Source organism: Streptomyces sp. NPDC051172 (genome assembly GCF_040682555.1).
In the GTDB taxonomy this organism is placed as follows: Bacteria; Actinomycetota; Actinomycetes; order Streptomycetales; family Streptomycetaceae; genus Streptomyces.
Genome location: NZ_JBFBBE010000010.1, coordinates 132,845 through 157,830, shown reverse-complemented (window position 1 = coordinate 157,830; position 24,986 = coordinate 132,845). Strand labels below are relative to the sequence as shown.

26 protein-coding genes are annotated in these 24,986 nt (G+C 68.2%); 13 read left to right on the top strand and 13 right to left on the bottom strand.

The genetic code is table 11. The features are described 5' to 3' along the window. Positions 1 to 11: 11 nt before the first annotated feature. The 4 genes from AB0N07_RS08795 to AB0N07_RS08780 form a co-directional block, all read right to left on the bottom strand. The gene (locus AB0N07_RS08795) at positions 12 to 320 is read right to left on the bottom strand and encodes a hypothetical protein (RefSeq protein WP_351213614.1); all 309 of its coding nucleotides are present in this window, start codon (positions 318 to 320) and stop codon (positions 12 to 14) included. 368 nt (positions 321 to 688) lie between these two features. Then, the gene (locus AB0N07_RS08790; RefSeq protein ID WP_365833517.1) at positions 689 to 2,002 is read right to left on the bottom strand and encodes a S53 family peptidase; all 1,314 of its coding nucleotides are present in this window, start codon (positions 2,000 to 2,002) and stop codon (positions 689 to 691) included. 205 nt (positions 2,003 to 2,207) lie between these two features. Then, positions 2,208 to 2,492, bottom strand: a complete 285-nt coding sequence (locus AB0N07_RS08785) for a hypothetical protein (RefSeq protein ID WP_365833516.1) — start codon at positions 2,490 to 2,492, stop codon at positions 2,208 to 2,210. Positions 2,493 to 2,709: 217 nt separating this feature from the next. Then, positions 2,710 to 4,083: a S53 family peptidase gene (locus AB0N07_RS08780; RefSeq protein WP_365833515.1), complete on the bottom strand. Its 1,374-nt coding sequence runs from the start codon at positions 4,081 to 4,083 to the stop codon at positions 2,710 to 2,712. Positions 4,084 to 4,451: 368 nt separating this feature from the next. On the opposite strand from AB0N07_RS08780, the gene AB0N07_RS08775 reads away from it, so the two are divergent. Beyond that, positions 4,452 to 5,042 carry a hypothetical protein gene (locus tag AB0N07_RS08775; protein WP_365833514.1) on the top strand — a complete coding sequence of 197 codons (591 nt, stop codon included), beginning with the start codon at positions 4,452 to 4,454 and terminating at the stop codon, positions 5,040 to 5,042. Positions 5,043 to 5,045: 3 nt separating this feature from the next. Here the strand turns inward: AB0N07_RS08775 and AB0N07_RS08770 are convergent, their stop codons facing one another. Further along, positions 5,046 to 5,651 (bottom strand): NAD(P)H-dependent oxidoreductase, encoded by a 606-nt coding sequence (locus tag AB0N07_RS08770; RefSeq protein ID WP_365833513.1) that lies wholly within the window; start codon positions 5,649 to 5,651, stop codon positions 5,046 to 5,048. An 87-nt stretch (positions 5,652 to 5,738) separates the two neighbouring features. On the opposite strand from AB0N07_RS08770, the gene AB0N07_RS08765 reads away from it, so the two are divergent. The 4 genes from AB0N07_RS08765 (at position 5,739) to AB0N07_RS08750 (ending at position 9,517) form a co-directional block, all read left to right on the top strand. Continuing rightward, positions 5,739 to 6,224 carry a MarR family winged helix-turn-helix transcriptional regulator gene (locus AB0N07_RS08765; RefSeq protein WP_365833512.1) on the top strand — a complete coding sequence of 162 codons (486 nt, stop codon included), beginning with the start codon at positions 5,739 to 5,741 and terminating at the stop codon, positions 6,222 to 6,224. 383 nt (positions 6,225 to 6,607) lie between these two features. Next, positions 6,608 to 7,381, top strand: coding sequence for a trypsin-like peptidase domain-containing protein (locus AB0N07_RS08760; RefSeq protein WP_365833511.1), 774 nt, complete (start codon positions 6,608 to 6,610; stop codon positions 7,379 to 7,381). A 194-nt stretch (positions 7,382 to 7,575) separates the two neighbouring features. After that, on the top strand, positions 7,576 to 8,583 hold the full coding sequence (locus tag AB0N07_RS08755) for a bifunctional lytic transglycosylase/C40 family peptidase (RefSeq protein ID WP_365833510.1): 1,008 nt from the start codon (positions 7,576 to 7,578) through the stop codon (positions 8,581 to 8,583). A 232-nt stretch (positions 8,584 to 8,815) separates the two neighbouring features. Beyond that, on the top strand, positions 8,816 to 9,517 hold the full coding sequence (locus AB0N07_RS08750) for a phosphatase PAP2 family protein (RefSeq protein WP_365833509.1): 702 nt from the start codon (positions 8,816 to 8,818) through the stop codon (positions 9,515 to 9,517). A 118-nt stretch (positions 9,518 to 9,635) separates the two neighbouring features. Here the strand turns inward: AB0N07_RS08750 and AB0N07_RS08745 are convergent, their stop codons facing one another. Next, positions 9,636 to 11,192 carry an FAD-binding oxidoreductase gene (locus tag AB0N07_RS08745; RefSeq protein ID WP_365833508.1) on the bottom strand — a complete coding sequence of 519 codons (1,557 nt, stop codon included), beginning with the start codon at positions 11,190 to 11,192 and terminating at the stop codon, positions 9,636 to 9,638. A gap of 339 nt (positions 11,193 to 11,531) precedes the next feature. On the opposite strand from AB0N07_RS08745, the gene pstS reads away from it, so the two are divergent. From pstS to pstB, 4 genes are all read left to right on the top strand, one after another. After that, a complete protein-coding gene (gene pstS / locus AB0N07_RS08740) occupies positions 11,532 to 12,662 on the top strand; it encodes a phosphate ABC transporter substrate-binding protein PstS (RefSeq protein WP_365833507.1) in 1,131 nt (376 codons plus the stop codon). A 138-nt stretch (positions 12,663 to 12,800) separates the two neighbouring features. After that, a complete protein-coding gene (gene pstC, locus AB0N07_RS08735; protein ID WP_365833506.1) occupies positions 12,801 to 13,805 on the top strand; it encodes a phosphate ABC transporter permease subunit PstC in 1,005 nt (334 codons plus the stop codon). Further along, positions 13,802 to 14,866 (top strand): phosphate ABC transporter permease PstA, encoded by a 1,065-nt coding sequence (gene pstA / locus AB0N07_RS08730; RefSeq protein ID WP_365833505.1) that lies wholly within the window; start codon positions 13,802 to 13,804, stop codon positions 14,864 to 14,866. Before pstC ends, pstA begins: the two co-directional genes overlap by 4 nt. 42 nt (positions 14,867 to 14,908) lie before the next feature. Next, positions 14,909 to 15,685 (top strand): phosphate ABC transporter ATP-binding protein PstB, encoded by a 777-nt coding sequence (pstB, locus tag AB0N07_RS08725; protein WP_365833504.1) that lies wholly within the window; start codon positions 14,909 to 14,911, stop codon positions 15,683 to 15,685. Between the two features lie 235 nt (positions 15,686 to 15,920). Here pstB and AB0N07_RS08720 read toward each other — a convergent pair whose 3' ends face one another. Together AB0N07_RS08720 and AB0N07_RS08715 are read right to left on the bottom strand one after the other, a co-directional pair. After that, positions 15,921 to 16,919: an inorganic phosphate transporter gene (locus tag AB0N07_RS08720; protein WP_365833503.1), complete on the bottom strand. Its 999-nt coding sequence runs from the start codon at positions 16,917 to 16,919 to the stop codon at positions 15,921 to 15,923. 7 nt (positions 16,920 to 16,926) lie between these two features. Continuing rightward, a complete protein-coding gene (locus AB0N07_RS08715) occupies positions 16,927 to 17,547 on the bottom strand; it encodes a DUF47 family protein (RefSeq protein ID WP_030941586.1) in 621 nt (206 codons plus the stop codon). 224 nt (positions 17,548 to 17,771) lie between these two features. On the opposite strand from AB0N07_RS08715, the gene AB0N07_RS08710 reads away from it, so the two are divergent. Beyond that, positions 17,772 to 18,110, top strand: coding sequence for a metal-sensitive transcriptional regulator (locus AB0N07_RS08710; RefSeq protein WP_365833502.1), 339 nt, complete (start codon positions 17,772 to 17,774; stop codon positions 18,108 to 18,110). 27 nt (positions 18,111 to 18,137) lie between these two features. On the opposite strand, the gene AB0N07_RS08705 is transcribed toward AB0N07_RS08710, so the two are convergent. The 3 genes from AB0N07_RS08705 to AB0N07_RS08695 all read right to left on the bottom strand — a co-directional run bounded on the left by AB0N07_RS08705 (position 18,138) and on the right by AB0N07_RS08695 (position 19,867). Beyond that, entirely contained in the window at positions 18,138 to 18,305 is a 168-nt protein-coding gene (locus AB0N07_RS08705; RefSeq protein WP_199931950.1) for a hypothetical protein, read from the bottom strand. Positions 18,306 to 18,423: 118 nt separating this feature from the next. Further along, complete coding sequence (locus AB0N07_RS08700) at positions 18,424 to 19,251, bottom strand: hypothetical protein (protein ID WP_365833501.1); 828 nt, start codon at positions 19,249 to 19,251, stop codon at positions 18,424 to 18,426. A 286-nt stretch (positions 19,252 to 19,537) separates the two neighbouring features. After that, on the bottom strand, positions 19,538 to 19,867 hold the full coding sequence (locus tag AB0N07_RS08695; protein ID WP_365833500.1) for an NUDIX domain-containing protein: 330 nt from the start codon (positions 19,865 to 19,867) through the stop codon (positions 19,538 to 19,540). 146 nt (positions 19,868 to 20,013) lie between these two features. Here AB0N07_RS08695 and AB0N07_RS08690 point away from each other — a divergent pair, with 146 nt between their 5' ends. Together AB0N07_RS08690 and AB0N07_RS08685 are read left to right on the top strand one after the other, a co-directional pair. After that, the gene (locus AB0N07_RS08690) at positions 20,014 to 20,817 is read left to right on the top strand and encodes a GntR family transcriptional regulator (RefSeq protein ID WP_365833499.1); all 804 of its coding nucleotides are present in this window, start codon (positions 20,014 to 20,016) and stop codon (positions 20,815 to 20,817) included. Between the two features lie 408 nt (positions 20,818 to 21,225). After that, the gene (locus AB0N07_RS08685) at positions 21,226 to 21,711 is read left to right on the top strand and encodes an ANTAR domain-containing protein (protein WP_365833498.1); all 486 of its coding nucleotides are present in this window, start codon (positions 21,226 to 21,228) and stop codon (positions 21,709 to 21,711) included. 828 nt (positions 21,712 to 22,539) lie between these two features. Here the strand turns inward: AB0N07_RS08685 and AB0N07_RS08680 are convergent. Together AB0N07_RS08680 and AB0N07_RS08675 are read right to left on the bottom strand one after the other, a co-directional pair. After that, on the bottom strand, positions 22,540 to 22,788 hold the full coding sequence (locus tag AB0N07_RS08680; protein ID WP_365833497.1) for a hypothetical protein: 249 nt from the start codon (positions 22,786 to 22,788) through the stop codon (positions 22,540 to 22,542). 505 nt (positions 22,789 to 23,293) lie between these two features. Continuing rightward, on the bottom strand, positions 23,294 to 23,623 hold the full coding sequence (locus AB0N07_RS08675; RefSeq protein ID WP_365833496.1) for an SH3 domain-containing protein: 330 nt from the start codon (positions 23,621 to 23,623) through the stop codon (positions 23,294 to 23,296). Positions 23,624 to 24,006: 383 nt separating this feature from the next. Between AB0N07_RS08675 and AB0N07_RS08670 the strand changes: the two genes are divergently transcribed. Beyond that, positions 24,007 to 24,450 (top strand): hypothetical protein, encoded by a 444-nt coding sequence (locus tag AB0N07_RS08670; RefSeq protein ID WP_365833495.1) that lies wholly within the window; start codon positions 24,007 to 24,009, stop codon positions 24,448 to 24,450. Positions 24,451 to 24,986: the final 536 nt, after the last annotated feature.

Below are 24,986 nucleotides of genomic sequence, written 5' to 3'. Positions count from 1 at the left end.
TAAAAGGCCTGCTAGACGGCCATGCCGTACACGATGGTGAAGAGCGTGCCCAGCGAACCGATGATGAATACCCCGGTGAGACCGGCGATGATGAGGCCTTTGCCTTGTTCCGCGCTGAAGGTGTCGCGGAGCGCGGTCGCGCCGATGCGCTGCTTCGCGGCGCCCCAGACGGCGATGCCGAGGCAGAGGAGAATGGCGACGGCCATCACCACCTCGATCATGACCTTCGCCTCGTTGCCCAGGCTGCCGAAGGGGCCCCAGTCCGGAGCGATCCCGCCGATGATGGTGTTGATGTTTCCCTTGTCGGCCGCAAAGAGCATCTAAGTCACCGCCCCTGGTGGGTAGTTCCGCAGTCCCCTGCGGGTGTGCAGAGGTCAGGCTCATTCTCGCCGACAATGCTGCCTTCGTATGTCGACTTGGCGTCATTGCATGGCGGGTTTCGTACGAATAGCTGTTAGGTCACTCTGTGTATCACGGCAGGTCACGCCGGGCAATGAGGCCTGAGCGGAACCTGTGGTGGGGTTCCGTCGTTGACCCCTCTTACGACCTGAAGCGTTCCTGACGGTGGGTCGGGCGAGGGGTCGAGCCGATGTTCTCCGGGTGACGGGCGAACGGATGAAGAGTATCCGGTACGGCGAACGGGCCGCGGCTGGTGGCCGTGGCCCGCTCGTTGACGGAGGGTCAGTCGTCAGCCGGTGAAGGCGGAGACCCCCTCCGGGGTGCCCCAGCCGGTCGGGCCGTCGTACCCCGACCGGGCGGTGCACAGGTAGCTCGTGGTGCAGCTGCCGTTGTTGCCGCTGGTGACGTCGTTGAGGGCGGAGGTGCCGGCCGCCGCGTAGGGGAAGGAGGCCGGGTAGGAGGAGGACGAGGGGGTGCCGGCGAGGGCGTAGACACCCGCGATGATCGGTGAGGAGGCGCTGGTGCCGCCGAAGGTGTACCAGCCGGCGGTGATGCCGTAGGAGTCGTAGACGGAGACGCCGGTGGCGGGGTCGGCGACGGCCGAGACGTCGGAGATCGTGCGCTTGGTGCAGCCGGTGTCGGTCTGCCAGGTGGGCTTGGCGTCGTAGGAGGAGCAGCCGGAGCCGGTGGCCTCGGTGCTCGACGTCTTCCAGACGGTTTCCGTCCAGCCGCGGGTGGTGGAGGCGGCCTTGGTCAGGGCCGTGCCGCCGACGGAGGTCACGTACCGGGAGGCCGCCGGGTATTCGGCGCCGTAGCCGCTGTCGCCCGCGCTGACGGTGATGGCGACGCCCGCGTGGTTGAAGTACGAGGAGTCGTAGCTCGTGTCGGAGGAGGACTCCGAGCCGCCGTAGCTGTTGGAGACGTACTTCGCGCCGAGGCTGACCGCGCGGTTGACCGCGGTGCCCAGGTTCGCCATCGTCGCGGAGGTCGCCTCGACGAGCAGGATGTTGCAGTTCGGGCAGATGGCGGAGGCCATGTCGAGGTCGAGGGAGATCTCCTCGGCCCAGCCGCTGTCGGCGGAGGGCAGGGAGGTCGTCGAGCCGGTCTGGCTGACCTTCTTGAAGCAGCCGTTGGCGGTTGTGCAGGCGGAGAGGCCGTAGTACGAGCGGTAGGTGGCGAGGTCCGCCTCGGCGTTCGGGTCGTCGTAGGCGTCGACGATGGCGATGGTCTTGCCGGAGCCGCCCGAGGCGGCGGCGGAGGTGAGGCCGTAGGCGGACCGGAGGTCGGTGGGGCCGTAGCCGGAGGGGGTGGCGGCGTCGGCTGCCTTGGGGGTGACGCCCGTCCTTGCCGCCTGCTGCTTCTGGAAGGCGGTGAGTCCGCCGGTGACGCGGTAGGAGTTGCAGGCCAGTTCGCCCTTGTGGGCGGGGGTGGCGCAGGGGGTTGCGGTCCAGGTGACCTTGGCGGAAGCGGCGGGCTGCGCCGCCTCCGCCTGGACGGCGGTGCCGAAGCCGGCCAGGAGCAGGGCGGCCGTGGCGACCGCTGCGGTGGTGATACGACGCAGGCCGCGGCGGCCGGCCGGTCTGTCGGGGGGAGTGGAACGCATCGTGCAGCCTCCTGATGTTCCGGTGGTCCTGATGGGGGTGGAACAGGGGCGGTGCGGGTGCGTTGCCGACCCTCTCTTGTTGAGTACGCAACAACAAGAGAGGGCCGGAATACTGACTTCCGGCTTACCGAAACCGGTCTGAGGCTTTACTCAACTCACAGGCGGTTCAAGGGAGTTGCATGGGATCGGGGTTGTGCCTGGTCCGCTAGTGCGTGGCGCACCTGGGGTAGCGCGAACCCTCGACGCAGTTGTCGTAGGCGCTGTAGCTGACGTCGACCTCTTCCTCGTCGCCGCTCTTCGTGCGGACCTTCAGCTCGTACTCGGTATGGCAGCTGCGGGTCCTCTTCGTGCCCTTCTTCTTCGTCTTGCACTCGTGGTCCGTGTCCTTGCCGACGACGGTGCCGGTGACGTTCTTCGACGAGCTGCTGCAACCGGCCAGTGGCGCGGTGAGTGCGGCGACGGCGAGCAGGACTGAGAGCGTGCGCCTCATGCGGTTTTCCCCCGGGGCGTCGTGGAGCGGACGTCGACGTTCTCGGAAGATGGTGCCCGACGGGCTGTCACGTCCGAAGGCCGGGGCGTACGGGAAAACGGGCCGCGGCCGGCTGCCGTGACCCGTTTCCCTTTCCGTGCCGCCGAGGAGGCCCCACGTACTCCCTCAGCCGGCGGCTCCCCGTGACCCGACGGGGTGGTCCTGCCGCGTACTGCTGTCAGCTTGCGGTGAAGGCGCCCAGGCCCTCGGGGGTGCCCCAGCCGGTCGGGCCGTCGTAGCCCGACTTCGCGGTGCAGAAGTAGCTGGTGGAGCAGGAGCCGTTGCTGCCGCTGGTGACGTCGTTCAGCGCTGAGGTGCCGGCTGCGTTGTAGGGGTACTGCGCCGGGTAGTCGCCGGCGCCCGGGGTGCCGGCGAGGGCGTAGACCGAGGCGATGAGCGGGGAGGAGGCGCTGGTGCCGCCGTAGGTGTTCCAGCCGGTGCCGTCGGAGCCGTAGGTGTCGTAGACGGAGACACCGGTGGCGGGGTCGGCGACCGCGGAGACGTCACCGATCATGCGCTTGCTGCAGCCGGTGTCGGTCTGCCAGGACGGCTTCGCGTCGTACGAGGAGCAGCCGGAACCGGTGCCCTCCGTGCTGCTGGTGTTCCAGACGCTCTCGGTCCAGCCGCGGCTGTTGGAGGACGTCGAGAGCTTCGTGCCGCCGACTGCCGTGACGTACTTCGAGGCGGCCGGGTATTCGGCGCCGTAGCCGCTGTCGCCGGCGCTCGCGGTGATGGCGACCCCCGGGTGCTTGTAGTACGAGGAGTCGTACGTCGTGTCCGAGGAGGACTCGGAGCCGCCGTAGCTGTTGGAGACGAACTTGGCGCCGAGCTTGACGGCCTCGTTCACCGCGGTGCCCAGGTTGGCGTCGGACGCCGACTTGGCCTCGACGAGGAGGATGTTGCAGTTCGGGCAGGTCGCGCTGACCATGTCGAGGTCGAGGGAGATCTCACCGGCCCAGCCGCTGTCGGCGGTGGGCAGAGAGGTCGTGGAACCGGTCTGGCTGACCTTGGAGAAACAGCCGTTGTCCGTGGTGCAGGAGCTCAGGCCGTAGTAGTCGCGGTACGTGGCCAGGTCCGCCTCGGCGTTCGGGTCGTCGTAGGCGTCGACGATGGCGACGGTCTCGCCGGAGCCGTTGGAGGAGGCGGCGTCGGTCAGGCCGTACGCCGACTGGATGTCCGACGGGCCGTAACCGGTCGGGGTGTCGGTGGCGGCGTTCGGCTTGATGGTCTTGGGGGCGACGTCCTTGAGCGCGGCCTGCTTCTCCATGAAGGCGGTGGTGCCGCCGGTGACGCGCAGGGCGTTGCACGCGGCGTAGCCCTTCTTCGGGGCCGCGCCACAGGCCTTCGTGTACTGCACGTGCGCCTTGGCGACCTGCGCGGCGATCGCCTTGGTGCTCACCTTGTGGGCGGTCGTCGTGGTCGTGGTGGCGGCGCTCGCCTGGACGGCGGTGCCGAATCCGGCGAGGACCAGCGCTGCGGCGGCCGCGGCGGCCGAGCCGATCCGGCGCCATCTGCCGGATATGTGGGGGGAGTCGGGGGTGGTCGTACGCAACGTACAGCCTCCTGGAAGTGGTGGGCAGAGGCCTGCGGTGGGGGGACTGCCGGGTGTTCTCGGCAGGGGCGGCGACCCGCGTAGACCATCGCTTGTTGAGTACGCGACAAACAAGGCAGTTTCGGAATTCTGACTTCCGTATTACTGAAGGGGGTTGGCGGATTGCTGCTCAATGGCGGTGCGATGGAGGGGGGTTGGGGGTGGCTTGACTTCGCGCACAGTATTCGGACAGGTGGGAGACAGGTTTACGCGCGTCACTTCCCGGGTGCTGCCGCCGCCGGCCGGGCGGGGCGGTGGTCAAGTCTGCGTCATGTGGCATCGGCGGCTGAGAGGGCGGGAGTTGCCCGACGTATGTAGTGGGCATGTGGATGACGACCCCGAAGAGGGGCAACCCTGTGATCCAGCACCGCATCGTCCTCGCTTCGGCCGCGGGCCTCGTCTGCGCTTTCCTGCTGGCGGCGTGCGACTCCATGAGCGGCGGCGCCTCCGGTGCGAGCGCTGCCGGCGTCGCGCCGGTCACGTCGGCTCCGGCGACCTCGGCACCGGCGACCTCGGCACCGGTCGGCGGTGAGGCGTCCGGGAGCGGACAGGTGGCCTCGACCACCACGTTGAGGGTCGAGGCCGTGAAGGGCGGGGGCAGCGTCGTCACCGACGGGAAGGGGGCGACCCTCTACCGCTACGACAAGGACCGGCCGAATCCGTCGCGGTGGACGTGCGCCGGTGCCTGCGTGAAGACGTGGATTCCGGTCATCGTGTCGGACTCCGTGCAGACGGTGGGCGTCGACAAGAGCCTGCTCGGTACGGTCCATCGCCACGGCAGGAAGCAACTCACCCTGGGCGGATGGCCGTTGTACCGGTATGTGGGTGATACGGGGGCCGGGCAGCTGAACGGTCAGGGGAGGGGCGGGCAGTGGTATGCGGTCACTCCGGCCGGGGGCAAGGCCGATGTGACCGGCTGAGCGTCATGTCGTTGCGGCAGGCAGGGCGCCTGCGTGTGCCTCCGCCTTGGCCTCGCGTACGCCGCGCAACGCACCGGACCAGGCGATGACCTGGTCGAGCATGCCGCAGACCGCGGCGGTGAGGCCCTCCGCCGGGACGAAGGAGCCGGTCGCGAACGCGGGTATCAGGGCGATGGCGGGTTGAGTGCGGACCGTGGCCGTCTGGAGCTCGGCGAGCACGAGCCGCAGCGCCTCGGCGGCTCGAACGCCCGCGGCCCAGCCGCCGTAGCTGATGATGCCGGCGGCCTTGTCGTTCCACTCCCGGTAGACGTAGTCCAGCGCGTTCTTGAGTGCGCCGGGGAAGGAGTGGTTGTACTCCGGGACGAGGAACACGAAGCCGTCGAAGTCGTCGATCAGTGCGGACCAGGCGCGGGTGTGCGGGTGCTCGTACCGCTGGTGGATCGGATTTCCGCCCTCGTCGAGGTTGCCGAGGCGGTGGTGGGCGAGGTCGATGAGCTCGTAGTCGGCGCCGCCGTGGGCGCGCGCCGTGTCGAGCACCCAGGAGGCGATCGGCTCGCCCCGGCGTCCGGGGCGGGTGGTGCCGAGGATGATGCCGATGCGGAGTGCCATGGAGTTCCTTCCAAAGGAGTTGACGTGTCAACTCTAGAAGGGGGTGAGTTGACACGTCAACACCCCTGGCTCGGTATGCTGCCCGTCATGGCTCAGATGCGCACGCTGGAACCCGAGGAGTGGGAGTTCTGGGACACCTGGATGCGCGCGCAACGCCTGCTCACCCGGGAGCTCGAACGCGGTCTCCAGCGTGACTGCGGCATCTCGAAGGCCGAGTTCAGCGTGCTGGTGACGCTCTGGCAGGCCCCCGGCCGCGAGATGCGCGTCGGCGAGCTCTCCGAGTCGCTCGACTGGGAGAAGAGCCGCGTCTCGCACCAGCTGACGCGCATGGAGAACCGCGGCTTCGTGGAGCGGACCGAGCACGGCGCCGGTGGCCGCCGTACCGGGATCGGGCTGACCGACAAGGGGCGCGGCGCCGTGCAGAGCGCCGTCCTCGTGCACGCGGGAAACATCCGCCGCTACTTCCTCGACACGCTCACGCCTCAGCACGCCGAGGCCTTGCGGGCCTGGAGCGGGCAGCTGATCGAGCGCATCGAGCCGCCCGGCAGCGGGACCGCCGACGACGCCGGGTAGGACACGGCCAGGACTGTGTTGCGGGCCGAATGTCAGTCCGGTGGCCTAACGTGATGGTGTGGGTTCGGAGAGTGAAGGGAGGGTGTTGTGGCGAAAGCGGAGCCGCGGTACAGGGAGATTGCACCGGCGTGGCTGGGGCGTGACGCGGAGGCGGAGTCGGCGGCCGCACCGTACGGTGGTGGGGACGCCGAAGCGGTGGAGAGACGGAGGCAACGAGCCATGTCCGTGTCGCCGGGCGCCCTGCCCCGTACGCGACCCCGGCACCCGGGTGTCGCGTACGGCGCTTCTGCGCGCGATCCGCAGCCGCAGGGAGGACCGTTCACGGAGCGATCCAAGTGAACGCCAGACCTCTTTCTCACCTTCGTGGGCCACAGTGGACGCCGATGAAGCGCATCCCACGCATCAGCAGGCGTATGACCAGTCCCCTGTGCGCTGCTGTCGTGCTCCTCGTGCCGGCGCTCACCTCCGCTTCCCTCGCCAATGCGGACGACGGGCCGGGGCCCCTCGGGGTGACCGTTGTGGCGGCGGACAACGCGCAGTCCAGGAAGGTCGGAGCCCTCTTCGACGCCGACCGGCGATCCTCGCTCGCCGGCGGGCACTTCTGCACCGCCTCCGTCGTGTACAGCCCGCATCGCAACCTCATCGTCACGGCGGCCCACTGCCTCAACGGGAGCAAGGACGGGGACCTCATCTTCGTGCCGGGGTACCGGGGCGGGCAGGCGCCGTACGGGACGTGGACGGTGCGGAAGGCGTTCCTGCCCGACGGGTGGGCCAAGGGGCAGCACGAGGACAGTGACGTCGCCTTCGCCGTCGTCGAGAACAAGAGCGGGAAGAGCGTCGAGGACGCCGTCGGCGGCAACCCCTTTGTGGCCGGCACGACGACCGGGGCCACCGCCGTCACCGTCACCGGGTATCCCAGCGCCCGTGAAGTGCCCGTCAGCTGCACCAACAGACCGACCTCGCACAGCCGTACCCAGCAGCGGATCGACTGCCCCGGACTGTCAGGAGGGACGAGCGGCAGTCCCTGGGTCAACGGGGACAAGGCGGTCGTCGGGATCCTGGGCGGGCACGAGAAGGGCGGGAGCACGGACGACATCTCGTACAGCGTGGTGTTCGGAGCGGAGGCGGCCGAGTTGTATCGGGATGCGACCAACTGATGTGTCAGCGCACCGCTGGGTGCGCCGATTTGCGGCTCCGTCGCGGGGTTGGGATGTGCCGTCGATCGTCTGCAGCGCCGCCGTGGCTGGTCGCGCAGTTCCTCGCGCCCCTATCGGGGCGCCTTGATCTCCCGGAACAATGGGCGCGGCCCTAGACTGACGTGTGCTTCGGACTCCCGGGCGGTGAGGGGCGGTTGACGGTGCGTAAGGCGTGGATCGTTGCCGGCGTTGCCGTCGGCTCTGCTCTGTCCTTCGTCATGCTGCTCGTCGTCGGGGTGTACGTCGTCGCCGGGAACCTCATCAACGGGGTGGGCGGCGGTACCAAGGCCCTGGCCAAGGGGGCCGTTCCCGCCGCGTACTCGGCCATCGTGCAGAAGTGGGGCAACCTCTGCCCCGCCCTCAACCCCGCACTGCTCGCCGCCCAGCTCTACCAGGAGAGCGGGTTCAATCCGAACGCCAGGAGTGCCGCGGCCGCGGAGGGGATAGCGCAGTTCATTCCGGGCACCTGGGCCACCCAGGGCGTCGACGGCAACGGAGACGGCGTCAAGAACGTCTGGGATCCGGCGGATGCCATTCCGTCCGCCGCCTCGTACGACTGCCAGCTCGCCTCGTACGTCAAGGACGTACCCGGGAATCTGACCGAAAACATGCTCGCGTCGTACAACGCGGGGGCCTACGCGGTGATCAAGTACGGGGGCGTGCCGCCGTACAAGGAGACCCAGAACTACGTCAAGACGATCACGACGCTCGAGGAGAGCTTCGCCGCGCCCGTCAGCCGGGTGGATCCCAGCAAGCAGGCCGCGGCGGCCATCTACTACGCGCAGAAGAAGCTCGGGACGCCCTATCTGTGGGGCGGCGACGGTACCGCTGTGGACAACGGGCGTTTTGACTGCTCGGGGCTGACCAAGGCCGCGTACGAGAGTGTCGGGATCACGCTGCCGCGGGTCGCCAACGACCAGTACAACGCCGGGCCGCACCCCAAGCGTGACGAGCTGCTGCCCGGAGATCTCGTGTTCTTCTCCACGGACCCCACCGACTCCCGGGCCATCCACCATGTGGGGATCTATGTGGGCGGCGGGTACATGATCGACGCGCCGAGGACGGGTGCGGTGATCCGGTTCGACCCCATCGACACCTCCGAGTACTTCGGAGCCACGCGAGTCACCGAAGATGGCGCGAAAGCACTGCCCACCACGGTGTGAACCGAGCGTGAACCCACCCCCTGAGCTGCAGAGATGAGTCTCTCTTCGATAACGTCTGCGTGATCATTCGGTGGAGTGTGGAACGTAGTAACTGGGACCGTGCGTTCCTGTTCTCGTAGTCATCCGACAGTCATCCCGGTGGCTGTCCGCGACGTGACCTACAACCACGGGGGTGGGTAAGCGGGCGTGCGCGAGTACGTCCGGCAGCAGACGACGAAGGGGCCGCAGCACCATGGCTGGACTCGCCGAATCCGGGTCGAACCCCGACGTCGACCTGCTCTACGACATCAATGGCCTGGCCAAGGACGCGCCGCACTGGTTCGACCGGGCCGTCTCCTTCGTGGGCGAGTACGGGCTGCTGCTGGCCATGGTGCTGCTCGTGGTGTGCTGCTGGTGGTCCGTGCGGCGGCGGGCGGACGAGGACGCTGCGTCGTCTGTCGCCGCGTTGGTGTGGGCGCCCGTTGCTGCGGCGTTGGCGGTGTTGGTGAATGTGCCGATACGGGGGTTCGTCGAGCGGCCCCGGCCGTTTCGGACGCACGACGGGCTCGATGTGCTGGTGTCCGGGAAGACCGACTTCTCGTTTGTGAGCGATCACGCGACGATCACCATGGCCATGGCGGTGGGGGTGTTCGTCGCCAGCCGGAAGTTCGGGGCTGTGGGGATCGGGTTGGCGCTGCTTGAAGGGTTCTGCCGCGTTTACATGGGTGTGCACTACCCGACTGATGTGGTCGGGGGGTTCGCGCTGGGGACGGCTGTGGCGTTGCTGCTTTCGCCGGTCGCCATGCTGCTGCTGACGCCTGTGGTGAAGGCTGTTGAGGGGTCGGCTTGGGGTGGGTGGCTGGTGCGGAGCCGCGGGCGGGTTGCGGTAGGGCAGGATGCGCTGATCCCGGGGGCCCGGCAGGAAGCGGCGGAGGAGCGGGACCTGGCGGCATAGGTGCCCCGTGGGGTTGGCTGACGTACGGGGGGTTCGCTTGCCCGCGCTCGCGGGGTGCCGCTCTCTTTGGGTCGGGAGCCGCCCTTAGCGGCACGACTGCCCGCAGGCCAGGGGGCGGCTACAGGGCCTGGGGATATGTGAAGAAGCGGTTCGGGTCGTACTGCTTCTTCACTGCCGTCAGACGGGTTGCCGCATCTCCGTAGTACGCCTGGCGCCAGTCCGTCAGGGTCGGGTCCGTGTAGTTCTGGTACGCCGCGCCCGAGGCGTACGGGCGCATGGCGTTGTGGGTGTTGGTCAGCCAGGTCTGGGCCGCCCCGCCTGTGGTGCCGGCGCGCCATGACGCCAGGTACTGGGCCAGCATCCGGGAGCGGCGGTGGACGAAGGCCGTTGCCGTGGGGGAGACGCGGTTGACCGCGCCGCCCAGGGCCGTCAGCGCGATGCTGCCCGCGCCGCCCGGGACCGAGCCGACGTTCCTCAGCAGGGTCTGGATGCCCGCCGAGGAGATCGAACGGTCGAAGAAGTCCGAGCGGGCCGCGTAGGTCTCCCGGCCCAGGGCGCCCTCAGGGTTGCGGTTCGGGGTGGAGCCGGGGAGGTGGCACTGGGCCTCGGTGCGGAACGACGAGCAGCCCGCGTACGCCTCCATCGCCCCCTCGTAGGTGTGCCGCTTGAGCGTCTCGCTGCGGGCCGGTGAGCCGACCGCCGAGACCAGGCGGTCGAGGGCGTTCTGCAGTTCGCCGTAGGTGCCGATCGAGAACGCCGCGACCGACACGGTGGGCGTGCCGCCGTTCTCCAGGTGGCAGGAGGACCAGATCTCGTCGGGCTGGTCGGGGCCCCACTCCTGCCAGGCCTTCACCACGGCGGCGGCCTTCGACCAGGGCCAGGTCAGATAGGCGGAGACGGCCTGCGGGGCCGGGTGGGTCCTGAAGTGCAGTTCGGTCACGACACCGAAGTTGCCGTTGCCCGCGCCGCGCAGCGCCCAGAACAGGTCCTTGTTCTCGGTCGCGTCGGCGGTCAGCTGCTTGCCGTCCGCCGTGATCAGGGTGGCCTGCGTGAGGCTGTCGCAGGTCAGGCCGTACGCCCGGGAGACCACGCCGTGGCCGCCGCCCAGGACCAGGCCCGAGACGCCGACCGAGGGGCAGGAGCCCGCGGGTATCGTCACGCCCTTCGCGGTCAGCGCCCGGTAGACGTCGATCAGTTTGGCGCCGGCGCCGACGACGGCCTGGCCGCCGCCCACCCGGATCTGCTTCAGCTTCGACACGTCGACGATCAGCTTGCCGTTGCCGGAGGACCAACCCGCGTAGGAGTGGCCGCCGTTGCGGATCGCGACCCGGATGTCGTGGGCGCGGGCGTAGGAGAGGGTCGTCCGTATGTCGTCGGCGTGGGCGACATAGGCCACGGCCGCCGGCTTCAGGCCGTCGAAGCGGGTGTTGTACAGCTGGTGGGCCGTGGTCCAGGTGGCCTCGCCCGGGCGTATCAGGGCGCCGTCGAGGTCGCGGGAGAGCGCGGTCCAGTTCGCCGGGGCCGCCTGGGCGGACGTCGACCTGATCGCCGTACCGGAGGAAGCGGACGACGTGGAGGTGCTGGTGTCCGCGTCGGCGGAACCGCCCCTGCACGCGGCCGTGGCGACCGCGGCCAGCGCGGCGGCGCCGCCCCCTATGAACGTACGACGTTCCATGTTGCGCCCCTCCCGGATTGCTCTCGGGGAACGAGACGGCCCGCGGATCACACGGGTTCCCGCAGGAATGTCACTCCTGTGTCACCGTGGAGGGAGACACGAAGAGGGCCGGAACCTTCATGTGCCCTCCCCGTAAGCGTTCCGTGACCTAACCACACCGTCGGCAGGGGTTCACCTGTCGTTCATTTCCGGCCGTAGGCGCCTTCACCTGGTCTGCCTAATTTCGGCCTTACGCGATGTGGGTCGTGCCTCGGGGAAGGTGCGTCCTGTCGTCGCCGGGACTTAAACCTCGCACGCCGCCGAATTCAGGACGGCGGCTCCTGGAAGGAACTCTTTCAAGTGAAGCTTCAGCGCATGAATCGGCGGGCCATCGCCCTCGGTGCTCTCGCCGCGTCGAGCGCCCTGGTCCTCACGGCGTGCGGCTCGGACAACACCGGCAGCGGCAGCAGTGGTGGCAGCAGCGCCTCCTCCACCACCGGTGCCAGCAAGATCAAGTGTGACGGTGCCAAGGGCCAGCTGCTCTCCGACGGCTCGTCCGCGCAGAAGAACGCGATCGACGCGTGGGTGGCGCAGTTCTCCCAGGCCTGTGGCGTGCAGATCAACTACAAGGCCGGCGGTTCCGGTGCGGGTGTCACCTCCTTCACCCAGGGCCAGCTCGCCTTCGCGGGTTCCGACTCGGCGCTGAAGCCCGACGCCGTCGCCGCCTCGAAGAAGGTCTGCTCCGGCGGCCAGGGCATCGACCTGCCGATGGTCGGCGGCCCGATCGCGGTCGGCTACAACCTGTCCGGCGTGGACAACCTGGTCCTGGACGCCCCGACTCTCGCGAAGATCTTCGACAGCAAGATCACCAAGTGGAACGACCCGGCGATCGCCGCGCTGAACAAGGGCGTGAAGCTGCCCGACCTCAAGATCCAGGCGTTCCACCGCTCGGACGAGTCCGGCACCACGGACAACTTCACCAAGTACCTCATCGCCGCGACGCCCGACAACTGGAAGTACTCCGGCGGCAAGGCCTGGCAGGCCAAGGGCGGCCAGTCCGCCGCGCAGTCCTCCGGTGTGGCCGCCCAGGTCAAGCAGACCAACGGTGCCATCGGCTACTTCGAGCTGTCGTACGTCGGTGAGGGCGTCAAGGCCGCCAGCATCAACACCGGCGCCAGCGCCCCGGTCGCGCCCAGCAGCGACAGCGCCACCAAGGCCATCGCCGACGCCAAGGTCGTGGGCACGGGCAAGGACCTGTCGCTCAAGCTGAACTACAACACCAAGGCCGACGGCGCCTACCCGATCACCCTGGTCACGTACGAGATCGTGTGCGACAAGGGCAACAAGGCGGACACCCTGCCCGCCACCAAGGCGTTCCTGCGCTACATCGCCTCCGAGGACGGCCAGGCCCTGCTGCCGGGCCTGAAGTACGCGCCCGTCCCCGCCGACATCATCGCCAAGGTCCGCACCACCATCGAGGGCCTCAGCTGATCCGAGTGCGGTCCGGTCCCGGGCCTGAGAACCCGGGACCGGACCGCATCGTCCGGTGCACCGCCGCCACGAGCCGTACGTCCCGTACGGCTTCGCAGAGCCGCACTCCGCGTGAGGCTCCGCAGACCGGAGAACCCGATGGACACATCTACAGAGATAACCGACACGCCACCCCCCGCCCCGCAGCCCACCGCCGAACAGAAGCGCGCGGCTCGCGGCGCCACCCGACCCGGTGACCGGATCTTCCTCGGTCTCTCCCGTGGGTCGGGCATCTTCCTGTTGGTGGTCATGGCCGCGATCGCGGTCTTCCTGACCTACCGCGCCTCCCTCGCGATCAGCAAGGACCACGGCAACTTCCTCACGACCTTCGAGTGGAACGCCACGTCCATCCCGCCGGTCTTCGGCATCGCGGTCCTGGCCTTCGGCACGGTCGTCTCCTCGATCATCGCCATGGTCCTCGCCGTTCCGATCGCCGTCGCGATCGCGCTGTTCCTCACGCACTACGCCCCGCGTCGGCTGAGCGGTCCCATCTCGTATGTGATCGACCTGCTCGCCGCCGTGCCGTCCATCGTGTACGGCCTCTGGGGCGCCCTGATCCTCGTACCGCACATGAACGGCCTCTACGGCTGGCTGAACGACTACTTCGGCTGGACCGGCATCTTCTCGTGGGACGGCGGTGCGCCGCGCTCGATGCTCACCGTCGGCATCCTGCTCGCGATCATGATCCTGCCGATCATCACCAACGTGAGCCGCGAGGTCTTCCGCCAGGTCCCGCAGATGCACGAGGAGGCGGCTCTCGCCCTCGGTGCCACGCGCTGGGAGGTCATCCGCATGTCGGTGCTGCCCTTCGGCCGCTCCGGTGTGATCTCCGCCTCGATGCTCGGCCTCGGCCGTGCGCTCGGCGAGACGATGGCCGTCGCCACCGTGCTCTCCCCGGACTTCCTCATCCACGGCAGCCTGCTCAACCCGGGCGGCGGCACCTTCGCCCAGAACATCGCCTCCAAGTTCGGTGAGGCGACGGAGCAGGGCCGGGACGCGCTCATCGCCTCCGGTCTGGTCCTGTTCGTCATCACCCTGCTGGTCAACGGCGCGGCCCGCATGATCATCGCCCGCCGCAAGGAGTACTCGGGGGCCAACGCATGAGCCACAGCGCCAACGCCGCCATCGCCGAAAGGCCCGCCAGCACGCTGCGCGGTGCCAGCCTGCCGAAGTGGTCGCCCTGGGCGATCGCCGCCGGCTCCGTGGCCGTGGCCATCGGTATCGGCCTCGCCGCCGGCCTCGACAGCAAGGTCCAGTGGGGCCTGATCGCCGGGCTGATCTTCCTCGTCGCCACGTACGTCATCGCCGCGAGCGTCGAGGGACGTCGTCAGGCCAAGGACCGCATCGCGACCGGCCTGGTCTGGGTGGCCTTCCTCGTCGCAGTCGTCCCGCTGGTCTCCCTGGTGTGGGTGACCATCTCGCGCGGTGTGAAGGTCCTCAACGTCTACTTCCTGACCCACTCGATGGGCATCGTCGCCGACTCCCAGCCGGGCGGCGGCATCTACCACGCCATCATCGGCAGCCTGGAGCAGGTCGCCCTCGCCACGCTGATCGCCGCGCCCATCGGCATCCTCACCGCGATCTACCTGGTCGAGTACGGCCGGGGCAGGCTCGCCCGGGCCGTCACCTTCTTCGTCGACGTCATGACGGGCGTCCCGTCGATCGTCGCGGGTCTGTTCATCCTCAGCCTCATGCTGATCTTCAAGTTGGAGCCCTTCGGCTTCGCCGGTTCGCTGGCCCTGGCCATCCTGATGATGCCGGTGGTCGTGCGCTCCACGGAGGAGATGCTCAAGCTCGTCCCGAACGAGCTGCGCGAAGCCTCCCTGGCGCTCGGTGTCCCGAAGTGGCGCACCATCCTGAAGGTGGTCCTGCCGACCTCCATCGGCGGCATCACGACCGGCATCATGCTGTCGATCGCCCGTATCACCGGTGAGACGGCTCCCGTGCTGCTGCTGGTGTTCGGCAACCGGTTCATCAACAACAACCCCTTCGAGGGTGCGCAGCAGTCGCTGCCGCTGTACATCTATCAGCAGTACGCGGCAGGCGCGGACCCGGCGTACGACAGGGCCTGGGCCGCCTCGCTCACCCTGATCGCCTTCGTGATGATCCTGAACCTGGTGGCCCGCGGCATCGCCCGCTGGAAGGCCCCGAAGACCGGTCGCTGACGCGGCCATATGCGACCGTAGAAATCTGGAAGTGACGTAATCATGGCCAAGCGAATCGACGTAAGCGGACTGACCGCCTACTACGGCGCCCACAAGGCGATCGAAGACATCTCGATGACGGTCGAGCCGCGTTCGGTGACGGCGTTCATCGGCCCCTCCGGCTGCGGCAAGTCGACGTTCCTGCGCACGCTCAACCGTATGCACGAGGTCACGCCCGGCGGCCGGGTCGAGGGCAAGGTGCTGCTGGACGACGAGGACCTGTACGGCCAGGGCATAGACCCGGTGTCCGTGCGCCGCGAGGTCGGCATGGTGTTCCAGCGGCCGAACCCGTTCCCGACGATGTCGATCTTCGACAACGTGGCGGCGGGGCTGCGGCTGAACGGCTCGTACAAGAAGTCCGAGCTCGCGGAGGTCGTCGAGAAGTCCCTCAAGGGCGCGAACCTCTGGAACGAGGTCAAGGACCGGCTGAACAAGCCCGGTTCGGGTCTTTCCGGTGGTCAGCAGCAGCGCCTGTGCATCGCGCGGGCGATCGCGGTGGAGCCGAAGGTGCTGCTCATGGACGAGCCCTGCTCGGCCCTCGACCCGATCTCGACGCTCGCCATCGAGGACCTGATCGGTGAGCTGAAGGAGCGGTTCACGATCGTCATCGTGACGCACAACATGCAGCAGGCTGCGCGTGTCTCGGACCGTACGGCCTTCTTCAACCTGGCGGCGGTCGGGCAGCCCGGCAAGCTGATCGAGATCGACGACACGGAGCGGATCTTCTCCAACCCGTCGGTCCAGGCGACGGAGGACTACATCTCCGGCCGCTTCGGCTGAGCCTTCGAGACCCCTCGCGGTGCTGCATGGCGGTGCCACCGCGAGGACGATGAAGGGCCCGCCCCCGGCTCCCGGGGGCGGGCCCGTCGTCGTGCGCGGGTGTGTTGGAGTGCGTGTCTGTGGGGGCTCCGCCCCCGGACCCACGTCGGCCCGAGGGCCTCGTCCTCAAACGCCGGACGGGCTGAAAGACGCGGGCCGGCGGCGTGGATGCACCTGGGCGGGAGCGAGAAGGGTTCTACAGGAACGCCAGGTCCACGATTCCGAAGGCTCCCGCTGCGACCAGGCCCGCTGCCGGCATCGTGATGAACCAGCCCATGACGATGTTCTTGGCGACGCCCCAGCGCACGGCGTTCACACGCTTCGTCGCGCCGACGCCCATGATCGCGGAGGTGATGACATGCGTCGTCGAGATGGGCGCCTTGAACAGGTACGCGGTGGTGAACATGATCGACGCACCGGTCGTCTCGGCGGCGAACCCCTGCGGCGGATCCAGCTCGATGATCTTCCGTCCCAGCGTGCGCATGATGCGCCAGCCGCCCGCGTAGGTCCCGAGGGACAGCATCAGCGCGCAGACGATCTTCACCCAGACCGGGATCGGGTCGCCGTATGTCTCATGGCCGGAAATCACCAGTGCCATCACCACGATGCCCATCGTCTTCTGGGCGTCCTGGAGACCGTGGCCGAGCGCCATGCCGGCCGCCGACACCGTCTGCGCGATACGGAAGCCGCGCTTGGCCTTGTGCGGATTCGACCGCCTGAAGAGCCACATGATGGCCGTCATCACCAGGTAGCCGACGATCAGGCCGACGATGGGCGACACGAACATCGGGATGACGACCTTGTCGAGGACGCCGTTCCAGAGCACCTCGCTGCCGCCCGCCAGCGCCGCGCCGACCAGACCGCCGAACAGCGCGTGCGACGACGAGGAGGGCAGGCCGAAGTACCAGGTGGTCAGGTTCCAGACGATCGCGCCGACGAGGGCCGAGAAGAGGATGGCCATCCCCTGCGAGCCCTGCGGTGTCTCGATCAGGCCCTCACTGACCGTCTTGGCCACCGCGTTGCCCAGGAACGCACCTGCGAGGTTCATCACCGCGGCCATCGCCAGCGCCGCCCGCGGCGTCAGCGCCCGCGTCGACACCGACGTGGCGATCGCGTTCGCCGAGTCGTGGAAGCCGTTCGTGTACGTGAAGAAGAGCGCGACCGCGATGGTCACGACCAGAGCGAAGGTGTCCATGAAGGGGTCAGGACTCCTTGACGGCGATGGTCTCCACCGTGTTCGCCACGTGCTCGAACGCGTCCGCCGCTTCCTCCAGTACGTCCACGATCTGCTTGAGCTTGAGCACCTCGATCGCGTCGTACTTGCCGTTGAAGAGATGCGCGAGCAGCTTGCGGTGGATCTGGTCGGCCTGGTTCTCGAGGCGGTTGACCTCGATCCAGTACTCGGTCAGATTGTCCAGAGTGCGGAGGTTCGGCATGGCTTCCGCCGTCAGCTCGGCGGCCCGCGCAAGGACCTCGATCTGCTGCTCGACGCCCTTGGGCAGTTCCTCGACGTTGTAGAGGACGACCAGGTCGACGGCCTCCTCCATGAAGTCCATGATGTCGTCGAGGGACGAGGCGAGGGAGTAGATGTCCTCGCGGTCGAAGGGCGTGATGAACGAGGAGTTCAGCTGGTGGAAGATCGCATGCGTGGCGTCGTCACCTGCGTGTTCCGCGGCCCGCATGCGCTCTGCGATCTCGGCCCGGGCAGGTGCGTCCGCCCCGAGCAGTTCCATCAGGAGCTTCGAGCCGGTGACGATGTTGTCCGCGGATGCGGCGAACATGTCGTAGAAGCTCGTCTCCCTGGGGGTCAGACGAAAGCGCACGTGGGGTCCTCGGGGTGCTTCGGTTTCGGTCAGGGTGATGCTAGGCGCATCATCCGGCCACGGCTAATGGGCCGTCCTCCAGTGTCGCCCATCGGGCACAGTGGTCGGCACGGGGGCGGTACGCAGGACCGGTCCCGGCAGGGACCAAGGGCCGTATACCCAGCAAAGTTCGATACCATATACCCACCAGGGGTATATGTCCGCATGTCTTACGGGAGGACGCGATGACGACCACCGAGGCCGGCGCGACGGCGCCCTCCGGCGACAGCACGCAGAATGCGACGCACGGCTACCACAAGCAGAAGGACGAGCACCTCAAGCGCCTGCGCCGGATCGAGGGCCAGATCCGTGGCCTGCAGCGGATGGTCGACGAGGACGTCTACTGCATCGACATACTCACTCAGGTGTCCGCCTCCACCAAAGCCCTGCAGTCCTTCGCGCTGCAGCTCCTGGAGGAACACCTGCGGCACTGCGTCGCCGATGCAGCCGTCCGGGGCGGTGACGAGATCGACGCCAAGGTGGACGAGGCGACGAAGGCGATCGCCCGGCTGCTGCGCACCTGAACCTGCCGGGCGTGCCCCCGCCTCCGGCTAGTCGCCGGAGGCGTCGCGCTCTTCGGCCACTTTCAGCACCTCGTCGATGCTCTCCAGGCTGAGCCGGTCCTCCGCGGCCGAGGCCGCGATGATCAGCTCTCCGCACAGCTCGATCTCGGCGAGGGCCACGTGGTCCTGAACTGCCGTACCGCCGACCGGAGCCACGTGCATCACCTCATCTCTGCCGTTACCGACTTCCTAGGGTAGGGAGCGGCCTACACACCGCGCATGGCACGGACGGGCTAGTTCTTGACGCCCGGCGATCCTCCTCGAGCAGGGCCCGCTACTCGGCGATCTTCCCTGCGTAGATGTCCTTCGAGGCCGGGAGGCGTACGTCGACGGGGGCCCCGAAGTCGTACAGCAGCGTCGTCGAGGCGACCGCCACGGTGCCCTTCTGGAGGCCGTTGACGAAGCTGAACCGGTGCCGGATCTTGCGGATGCGGCCCTGGTCGTCGAGGTAGACGTCGAACGGGACCTCGGCCGTGGCGAACCCTTTCGCCGCCGCGGCGAGGGCCTCCCGGACGCCCTTCGAGGTGTGTCGCGCGGCCAGGGTGAGGTCGGCGGTGCCGCGGTAGTGCCGCACCTCGACGCCGGCGAACTCGGTCCGGCCGAGATACGTCGCCGTGCGCGTCCCGCGCAGCAACTCGGCCGCGGCATACGGGTCGGTGGCGCCGCCGGTCACCAGGTTGCCGTCGGAGAGGGTGGCCGTGTCGACCCGTACCCACTTGTCGGCGGGCACTCCCGCGCCCCGGTTCTTCATGAACAGAGCGCCGGGCGCGAGGAGTTCGGTGATCGGGCGGTGGTCGTCGGTGCCGGCCGGGCTCTGCGGGAGCTGCACCTTCAGCCGGCCGATCTGCCGACGGTAGTTGTAGTCGCCCGTGCCCCGGATGGTGACGCGGGTGCCGCCGATGGCCATCTCCATCGAGGTGGTCGCCCTTGAACTGCCCGCATCCACCAGGGTTTCGGCGGCGCGGTGCAGGATCTCGACGGGGTCGGAGGCGCGGGGGTCCTCTGCGGCGGACCCGGTTCCGGAGCAGCCGCCGGCCCCCATGCAGACGCAGACCACGAGCCCTGCCGTGACGACCGTCCCCCTGTACTGCCGCTCCGCCATCGCCTGTCTACCCCCAAGCCGGTACGTCCGTCACGGGCCCCCTGTCGTTCCGGATAACGACGGCTGGGTGGGGGCCGTCACGCGCATACCGGCTCCGCTGCCGGAGACGGCTGACGAATGCGGCGCTGGGGGTGGGTAACGTTGTCAGCGTGGCGCAGCAGGAACATCGCACGACGACGGTCGAAAAGGGCAGGTTCTGTGTGGCCCGGTGCAGTTGCGGCTGGAGTGGGCCTGCCCGCAGAGCGCGCAGCCAGGCCCGGGCGGATGCCGAAGGACATGTGAGCCTTCAGGCGTGACGGAGTGTCGTCAGTAGTTCGTCGACCAGGGTGCGGTCGCGGTACTGGGTCAGCCGGCTGCGGGCCGCGGCAGGGGAGAGCCACAGGATGCGGTCCACCTCCGTGGTGGGGGTGAAGCTTCCGGAGACCGCTTCGGCCGCCCAGTAACGGACCTGTTCGGGACGGCCGCCCGCAAAGTAGCGCAGGGTGGACAGCTCGGCGCCCGGTGCGGCCGTGTAGCCGGACTCCTCGGTGACTTCGCGCAGAGCGAGCCCACTTGGACCAAGGCGGCACGGTTGAGGAGTGGCTTGGCGGGAGGACGCCGATCGCCTCCATGACACGCATCTCTGCCGACCGGCTGAAGGGCGACGCCATCGGGGTCGGCCGCCGGCACAAGAACAACGCGCGGAACGCGGCTCACCAACCCTGCTCCACCCCACGAGGAGCGCCGTTGAAGGACTTACCGCCGACCCGAGAGGGGCACGCCGTGGCAGCCCGAGAGCACATCGAGCGCCGTCCAGCCATGTACATGCAGGTCGCTGAACGCATGGCCGGCGACATCACTCTTGGCCGCTACAAGCCCGGCGAGCTGCTGCCGTCCGAGGCTCGGACGGTGGAGATGTACGGCGTCGGCAAGGCCACCGCGCGCGCCGCCGTCGCCGAGCTGCGCAACATGGGACTGGCCGGGTCCCGGCAAGGCAGGGGCACGGTCGTGCTCGCCTCCAGCCAAGGCATGCCCGCCACCCGCATGGACCGCTCCATCCACCGTACGGCGAAGGGGAGTTGGAGCCTCCCGGAGACGACCGAGGCCGAAGCTCCCGCCGTCAGCCGCACCGCCCTCGACGGACGCCCCGCACTCCTGTTGGGCCGGCAGGACCAGGACGCCATCAGCGTCGACCGCATGCTCTACGACCCGGCAACCGGCGCCCGCATCGCCCACCGTGTCCTCATCCCCATGGCCACCGCCACCGACGTGCCCACCATCGCCGAGCAGCCCGACGCCGAAGTCAGTGACCTGTACCGCCAGCTCGCCGAGGCCGGACTCAGCCTCTCGTTCACCGAGCACGTCACCGCCCCCACCCCGTACCCGGACGAGCGCGCCGCACTCGGGCTCAGGGACGCCAGCCCGCTCCTGATCACCTACCGCATCACCGCCGACGCCGACCAGGACCGCCCTCTGTTGTGTGAGGAGCTGAAGGCGCCCGCCGCCACATGCCAGCTCACCTTCCCCGTGACGCCAACGAAGGCAGCAGCCAAGCACGCCACCCGGCGCCGTCCCGCCTCGGAATAGCCGGTACCGCTCATAGGGGCCGATCAGCATCCGGGGAGTGCCGATCGGCCCGATCTCCTGCCGGCCCCCGAGGCGCACAGTGGACTTGCGGACGTTACGGCGACCCTCCGTGACGCCGGGATCCCGGTTCACTTGGGTGCGATCAGAGGCGGACGAGCATGAACGCAGACCGGGCCAACCGGGCCGCCATGCAGCAGAGGGCCGAGCAAATGTGCGAGGCGGCCCGAGCAGCCTCCGTCCGGGCCATGATCATGTGTGAGGCTGCGGCAGAGTCCCGCCAGACCGCACGCCGGATGAGCAGCGAAAACGAACAAATGATCGCGACTGTCCTAGCCGGCCTACAGAACAGCCGAGCCGTTTCAGGCATCGTCAACGCTGATCGAGATCGGGCCCTGTGATCACCCGGTCTTGCCTGTCCTGGACCAGCCCGCCGACGAAGCTGCGGGGTGTGTAGGCAGCCGTCGGCGGGGCATCCGACCAGTATGCGACCACATCAGCGTCCTGGACTTCGACGCGGCCGCGATAGCACAGCGACCTCGGGCGATTTCCAGCACGAGAGCCCTCGCCCTTTCCCACCCCTTCGAGGTCGACAGACGTCCGCTCATTGAGCAGGCCGAAGCGCTGCGCGAGGAGACCGAACAGCTCAAGGAGGCGCTGGAGCGTCGGCCGGTCATCGATGTGGCCCGCGGCGTGCTGATGGCGAGTTGGTCGTGCAGCCAGGAAGATGCGTGGCAGATCCTGCTCAGGGTGTCGCAGCACACCAACACCAAGCTGCACGACGTGGCCGACGCCGTGGTCGCCACGACCCGGCAACGCCCGATGCCCGCGGAGTGGCAGGAACAGTTGGCCGCCGCAGTGGCGGCATGGCGAGCTGACGAGACCAGGAACCACTAGGCCGAGCGGTACCCCGGGAGCGCTGCCCCGCACCTCAACTTGGCTCCAAATTCGAACACACACTCTAATTCTGGTATGGCAAATCGCAAGGTCGACTACCTCACCAGCACCCAGGGAACGCATGGGAATGCCGGTACAGCAGGACCGCGACCGGGAATGCTCCCAGCCCACTCACACCTGTGCCAACGAGCGCACATAGTCAGGAGGCCTGCCACATGAGCCCTGTACGCCGGTTCGTCACTGCGGGAGCAGCAACCGTCCTTCTCGCACTCGGCAGTATCACGCTAGCCACCCCCGCTCAGGCCGGCCCCGACCCACTTGGAGGGCTCACGAGCCCCGTCGGGTACGTCTCCGACTCAGTCGCGGGCCTCCTCGGGAAGGGGGATTGAACGGCTAGAGCCCGTCCGACGGTTCCGAGTGCGTGATCTCTCACGCCGGTACCTCGCAGAGGCCGACGCAACCCACTGTGGCAACCTCACGCGCGAATGCGAGTTTCGTCGTGGCCAAGATCCGTGCGCGCGTGAGGTCACCACGCACGTTGCCCAGCCCCGTTCCCCCGTCACGGGGTACCGAACCGACTTGCCCCCGTCAGCCGGCGAACGCCCGCCGAGCCGCCGTTTCCGCTACCTCCGACACGTCCGCGCCTGCTGCTGGGCGGCGAACCGCGCAGGCCCCGCACCCGTGATCAGGATCGGTCGTCGGCATCCCTCGCACCGGATGAACTCTCCGTACCGGTCCGTCTCGATCCACACCCGCGATCCCGCCGCCGTCCTCCAGTCATCCCGAGCCATCCCGTAACCCCTTCTCCGTCTCGTCTGCCGTGCGCCCTCAGGACGCTCGCGGATGCCTCTCGCCCCGCCGCTCTCGCGCCGCCTCACGCAGCTTCAGCGCGAGCAGCCGCGAACCGTCCAGATAGAGCCACACCACCGGCTCACCGCGCGGCCCCGTGTGCGCCACCGCACGCACCACCCGCACATCAAGGCCCAGCTCCTCAGCCGCCGCGATCAGCTCCCGGGCAACCTCGTTCGCTTCCCGCCAGGGCGACACGTAGTCAAACCCCGGCACGAACAACGTCATCCAGACCGCCGTATCCCCCCTCGCCCGCCGACGTGCTCTCCACCATCGCGCAACTCCCCCAGCCCCAGCGGTGTTGGTCACCTACGACCGGCCAGCACACCCAAACCGAACACCTGCACACATCCAGAACAGGGCAAGCGGTCTTGTGACGTCTTTTTCGACCCCGTCACGGGCGAGGGCGGACTGATCGGGCGCAAATGGGTCGACCGCCTCGAAAAGCACATGGCAATCACACCCCGGTCCGCCGTCTGGCGCATCCTCAGGGGCAACATCACCGAGCAGGCCCGCAAGGAGATGGAAGCCGAGATGCGTTTCCTCGTCCAGCACGGCCACCGGAAACCGGTCTTGCGCGGCCCCTACCAGCCCCCTCCTGATCGCCGGCACGGGCAACGGTCATCACGGACCGGCCGCCGCGCGCACGCGCCAACGGCTCCGAACAGCAAGCGGCCCCCCGCTCCGCCGAAGCCGAGAGAGGGCCGCCCATTCATCACTCCACCGAGGGTGATCAGTAGAGGTATTCCTCCGTGACCCAGTCGACGTAACCGGCAGGCAGGCCGCCCGCCGAATGCGTCTGCAACATCACCTCGTCCCAGCGCTGGTAGCCGTACCGGGTGGCTATGACCTGCACCGGCTCACCCTCGTACACCAGACCCAGGATCGCGTGACCCGTCCCCGGACCCGTGCGCACCCTCAGACCGTCGACCGTCACCGACTTGAAAACCGACTGGTCCTCACTGCTGATGCCCGTCCGACCGCGCCAACTCGACGCCGAATAACCGGGGTCCGGCGCCATCGCCGACACGGCCGACACCAGCAACCAGGGCACACCACTCATCCGGATGAGTGGCCGGCATCAACTACCGGGCGACATGCAGCCAACCACTTAACCGGATGGGTTGACGGAACTTTCCCCGCCCGTTGGGCACGCAAGAAGCTGGCCGCCCCCAGGGGGGACGGTGATGGGCGCCTGAATTCGGAAATAGCCTCTGGGCTCACCCGGGGCATAGGGGAGCCCCGTGACGTACACACTTTCTCCACCGCTTGCCCTAGAAGCTCTCACTCTGGCCTGGGCCATCGATCCGGTCTAACGTATTTCTTGCTGCCCCGGACCCCGGCGCCCCCAGTCACAGAGAAGGACTGGCAGGACACAGTGGCAGTTATTGGCAGTGCCCCTGACCTGCGTTTCTCCTGTCTCTCGACGATGAGGAGAGGGTTCCAATGGGGCGCAATGTCCAACTCTTCAGCCTCCCCCGCATCGGCGGCGGAGAAGAAACAGTGCAGTTCATGCGCCTGTCCTCGGCGATGGAACTTCGACAGGAGATCGGCAGCCACATCGGCGTCTCCGACGCCGTGCGGGGCATGCTGGTCGGTTTCGGTGTGCCGGGAGTGAGTGCGTCGCGCGTGGCCGATGCCGTCCGGGTGGCCGGCCACTACCTGGCTGGTCACGGCGAGCAGTCGCGGCATTGGCTGATCCTGGATACGGACGATGTCGGTGTCACCGTCGTGCTCACCGATTCCGAGCGCCTTCCCAAGGGGGATGATCCTGACTGCGACCGGCTCGCCCAAAGCCGGGGACTGATGGCGCGCGTCTTCAGGTGCACACGACTCCGGCGGTCGCCTGTGGATCGGGTGCTTCATCCGGTGGTCCGCAGCGCAGTCTGACTACTAGAACTTGTCTGGCCGATCAATGGTTCGCGCAGGTCGCGCCATTGAACGCCGGTCGGTACCCGGTGCACCTGCCGGTGATCCCGCCACCTGCCAGGCAGGAGCGCTGCGTCCGCGTTCCCGCTGGACCTGGACCTGGAGCTCGGCGGGCGCCGTGTACTGCCGCCGCTCCCAGGCCGACGCTGGCCGGACGTACATCCGGTACGACTTCCACGTCATCCCGGACGGACGCACGAGGTGAACCTCAAGATCCTCAGTCCCCACCACGCGCGCGGGCATCTCGTACCGGCGGCAATAGACGATCATGCCCACCGTGAGTTCGGACAAGGTTGGCTTACCCATCGGCCCGCCGCAGCGTCCGCGAGTCGTTCGGATGACCGTAGATCATGTGCGTGTACCGCAGGCGCCCTCACCCAAGTCCCGCATGATCGCCGAGTTCCCCGCGTGAGTCTGATCAACTACGAGAAGCCCCGCCCCTCCTTGCAGAGTGGCGGGGCCTCACATCGTGGGGAGCGCGTATGGCGTGGCGTTCA